Consider the following 4,367-nt stretch of genomic DNA (forward strand, 5'->3'; position numbering starts at 1 on the left):
GGGGCGACACTCCGGAGGGGCAGTGGGTCGGCGGCTCGGCGGGGGACCGGGCTCGGGAGCAGGGGAAGCGGCTATGTCACCAGGCGGGGGTGGGAGATCCGTCAGACGGGCCTCCGAAAGCGCTCCGAATAACAGTACGGTAACGAGCGGCGCGTGTCACGCCCGATCGTGTCCGTCTGTGATCGCTAGACCGCCTAGGAAGTGGTCCCCGGTGCGTAATCGGGCGCATCCGGAAGGCCGAAGGCGCGCTCGAGCGTCTCGATGCCGGAGTCGTGCAGGTACCCGGAGAGCTGGGTCCCGACGTACCGCAGGTGGTACGGCTCCGACTCGTACCCCGTGATCGGAGTGGCGTCGGGCTTGTAGCGCACGAGGAAGCCGAAGCGATGGGCGTTGGCGCCGACCCACTGCCCCTCCGGAGTGTCGCCCCAGCAGATCTCGAGCGCGCACGCGCCCGACGCTCCCACCACGTCGACCGCCCAGCCGGTCTGGTGCTCGCTGTGCCCCGGGCGCGCACTCGTCGCATCCGCTCCCGCCTGCCCGCGCGAGGACACCCAGCCCGCGTAGACGCTGACCTGGGTGTCGTAGGAGCGGTAGGCGCTCTGCACCGCCAGCGAGAGGCCGGCCTCGGAGCGGGCAGCGGCGAAGAGCGGGACGAGGGCGTCCGCGGTCGCCTGGCGCATCGGCTGCCGGTTGACGTAGGGCACGTCGGGGAAGGTCAGGTCGGCGGGGACGTAGTCGACCGGCGCGAGCGTCCGCAGCTTGTTGACGACGACCCAGGTGCTCGCCGGGTCGTCGACGGACTGCGCGGTGAGGTCGATCCCGGGGGCGGTGGGAGTGGGTGTGGGAGTCGGAGTGGCGGTCGGCTCCGCTGTGGGCGCCGAAGTGGTCGCGGCGGCGGAGGGCGACGGAGCGGGCGGCGCCGTCGAGGGGGTCGGCGAGGGCGCCGGCGCTCCGTTCCCGATGGCGGCTCCGACCCCCAGCGCGGTCAGGCCCGCCGCGGCGGCCACACCCCCGATGACCAGGGCTCGGCGGCGGACGGGGCGCCCATCGGTCGGCTCGTTCTCGTTCGACGTCATCCTCCGAGCCTAGACAGACCCGTTCCTGCGCATCTGCTGAAGCACCGGCGATCGGTTCTGTCCACCCGTGCCCCTCCACGCGGGTCGCGCATATCCTCTAAGGATTCACATAAGCAGACCCCCTAGCTTGAGTGACAGCCACGACTCCGTGTGCGACCGCCCCCTCGGCCGCACGGCCCCCCACGGAGCCGTCGATGGAAGGACCCCATGCTCCGACCCCTCACCGCACCCTCCGTCCCTCTCGCCGCCCTCGCTCGGACGCTCGAGATCGGCGACGAGGGCGGCCTGACGGCCGAGATCAGCGGAGTGACGCTGATCGCCTCCGACGTCGAGCCCGGCGACCTCTTCGTCGCCCTGCCCGGGGTCAACCGCCACGGGGCCGAGTTCGTCGAGCAGGCCGTGGCCCGCGGCGCCTCCGCCGTGCTGACCGACACCGCGGGCGCCGATGCCGCGCGCGCGACGGGTCTGCCCGTCCTCGTGGTCGACGACCCCCGCTCCCGCCTGGGCGCCGTCGCCGCCGCCGTCTACGGGACGGCCGAGCGCTCCCCCGTGCTGCTCGGCGTGACCGGCACCAACGGCAAGACGTCGACCGTCCACATGCTCGAGGGGATCCTCCGCCAGCTCGGCGTCGTGCCCGGCCTCAGCTCGACCGCGGAGCGTCACATCGGCGACACCTCGGTGACCAGCGGCCTGACCACCCCGGAGGCGACGGAGCTGCACGCGCTCGTCGCCCGCATGGAGGAGGAGGGCGTCGGCGCGGCCGCGATCGAGGTCAGCGCCCAGGCGCTCACCCGCCACCGCGTCGACGGCGTGGTCTTCGACGTCGCCGGCTTCACGAACCTCAGCCACGACCACCTCGACGACTACGGCGACATGGACACCTACTTCGGCGAGAAGGCCCAGCTGTTCCAGCCCGATCGCGCGCGCCGGGCCGTCGTCTCGCTCGACTCCCCCGCGGGCGCGCGCCTCGTCGAGGTCGCCGGCGTGCCGGTCACCACGATCACCTCCCTCCCGGGCGTCGACGCCGACTGGACCGTGACGGTGCTCGAGCAGGAGTTCGGCCGCACCCGCTTCCGGATCGGCAACCGCGAGGGCCGTGCCATCACGACCTCCGTCCCGATCATCGGCACCCACATGGCCGCCAACGCCGGTCTGGCGATCGTGATGCTGATCGAGTCCGGTCGGCCGATCGGCGAGATCCGCGCCGCGCTGCACCGCGACGGCGGAGTGGACGCCTCCCTCCCCGGCCGCACCGAGCGCGTCTCCGGCAACCGCGGCCCCACGGTGTACGTCGACTTCGGACACAGCGCCGACGCCTTCGCCCGCACCCTGGAGGCCGTCCGCGAGGTCACTCCCGGCCGCGTGGTCATGGTGTTCGGCGCCGACGGCGACCGGGACGCGCTCAAGCGCCCGGCGATGGCCGAAGCCGCCGTCCTGGGCAGCGACGTGCTGATCGTCACCGACCACCACCCGCGCTTCGAGGACCCGGCCTCGATCCGGCGCACCCTCGTCGAGGCCGCCCGCGCCGCACGTCCGGACGCCGAGATCCACGAGGTCGACGACCCCAAGCGCGCCATCCGCGTCGCCGTGTCCCTGGCGCACGAGGGCGACGCCATCCTCTGGGCCGGCCCCGGGCACCAGAACTACCGCGACATCCTCGGCGTGCGCACGCCGTACTCGGCCCGAGCCGAGGCCCGCGCAGCGCTCCGCGAGGCCGGCTGGGCGGACGAGGCGGTCCCCGCTCCGGCCTGAGGCACGGCCCCGGCACGGCGGCCCTGAGATCCCGTTCAGGCTCGCCGGACGCTCTGTCGCGCTCTCCGCACGCGGTGTAACTTTGCGCAGCACGCAACGTTTGCGGCGGATCGCCGTGCCTGGACGCGTCCGCCAGACAAGGGGACCACCGTGGCCGACTCCGCCTCCGCTCCATCCGCTCCGACCTCGACGCCGTCCGGCGCCGTGATGTCGCACCGGCAGATCCTGTTCGTCATCTTCGGCCTGATGGCGGGGATGTTCCTCTCCTCGCTCGACCAGACCATCGTCGGCACCTCGATGCGCACCATCGCGGACGACCTCGACGGCCTCTCGCAGCAGGCGTGGGTGACCACCGCCTACCTGATCGTCTCGACGATCGCGACGCCGATCTACGGCAAGCTCTCCGACATCTTCGGACGCCGCCCGCTCTACCTGATCGCGATCGTGCTGTTCCTGATCGGCTCGACGCTCGCCGGCTTCTCGACCTCGATGCTCGGCCTCGCGGGCTTCCGCGCCGTGCAGGGCCTCGGCGCCGGCGGACTCATGTCGCTCGCGCTCACGGTGATGGGCGACATCCTGCCCCCGCGCGAGCGCGCCAAGTACCAGGGCTACTTCCTGGCCGTCTTCGGGATCTCCAGCGTCGTCGGACCGCTCATCGGCGGCCTGCTCGCCGGCACCCCCGAGATCCTCTTCATCACCGGCTGGCGCTGGGTCTTCCTGATCAACCTCCCGATCGGCGCCGTCGCGCTCTTCATCGTCGTGCGGTTCCTCCACCTGCCCAAGCCCGCCGGCAAGCGCTCGGTGCGGATCGACTGGTGGGGCGCCTCCCTCGTCGTCATCGCCGCGGGACCGCTGCTGCTGATCGCCGAGCAGGGCCGCGAGTGGGGCTGGGGCTCGCCGATCGCGTGGGTCTGCTACATCGTCGGCGCGCTGGGCGTCATCGGCTTCATCGCGGCCGAGCGGATGATGGGCGACGACGCGCTCATCCCCCTCAAGCTCTTCCGCTCGCCGACCTTCTCGATGGCGACCGTGCTGGGCGTCCTCGTCGGCTTCGGCATGTTCGGCGGCATGATGGCGATCCCGCTGTACCTGCAGCTGGTGAACGGCGCCACGCCGACCGAGTCCGGCTTCCTGATGCTGCCGATGATCCTCGGCCTGATGATCGCCTCGATCGTCTCGGGTCAGATCATCTCGCGCACGGGCCGCTACCGCGCCTTCCCGATCGTCGGCACGTTCCTGATGTCGGCCGCGTTCTTCTACTTCACCTTCGTGACGATCGACAAGCCGGTGATCTTCATGATGGGCGGGATGCTGATGCTGGGCCTCGGGCTCGGGCAGATGATGCAGACCCTCACCCTGGCCTCGCAGAACTCGGTCGACGTGGCGAACATGGGAGTCGCGACCAGCGCCTCCACGTTCTTCCGCCAGATCGGCGGCACCCTGGGCACCGCCGTGATCTTCTCGGTGCTGTTCAGCCGGATCCCCGACACCATCGCCGCGGCCTTCAAGAACCCGGCGCTCGCGGCGGATCTGCAGCGG

General features: G+C 71.6%; 3 protein-coding genes. 2 read left to right on the forward strand and 1 reads right to left on the reverse strand.

Annotated features, from left to right (window positions below; translation table 11 throughout):
- Window positions 1-194: 194 nt before the first annotated feature.
- Window positions 195-1,076 (reverse strand): D-alanyl-D-alanine carboxypeptidase family protein, encoded by an 882-nt coding sequence (locus C5C56_RS17250; RefSeq protein ID WP_104288454.1) that lies wholly within the window; start codon window positions 1,074-1,076, stop codon window positions 195-197.
- A gap of 207 nt (window positions 1,077-1,283) precedes the next feature.
- Between C5C56_RS17250 and C5C56_RS17255 the strand changes: the two genes are divergently transcribed.
- Together C5C56_RS17255 and C5C56_RS17260 are read left to right on the forward strand one after the other, a co-directional pair.
- Window positions 1,284-2,828 (forward strand): Mur ligase family protein, encoded by a 1,545-nt coding sequence (locus C5C56_RS17255; RefSeq protein ID WP_104288453.1) that lies wholly within the window; start codon window positions 1,284-1,286, stop codon window positions 2,826-2,828.
- Window positions 2,829-3,035: 207 nt separating this feature from the next.
- On the forward strand, window positions 3,036-4,367 hold a 1,332-nt coding region (locus tag C5C56_RS17260), incomplete at its 3' end, for an MDR family MFS transporter (RefSeq protein ID WP_146085892.1).

Source organism: Rathayibacter sp. AY1D1 (genome assembly GCF_002932635.1).
Lineage (GTDB): Bacteria > Actinomycetota > Actinomycetes > Actinomycetales > Microbacteriaceae > Rathayibacter.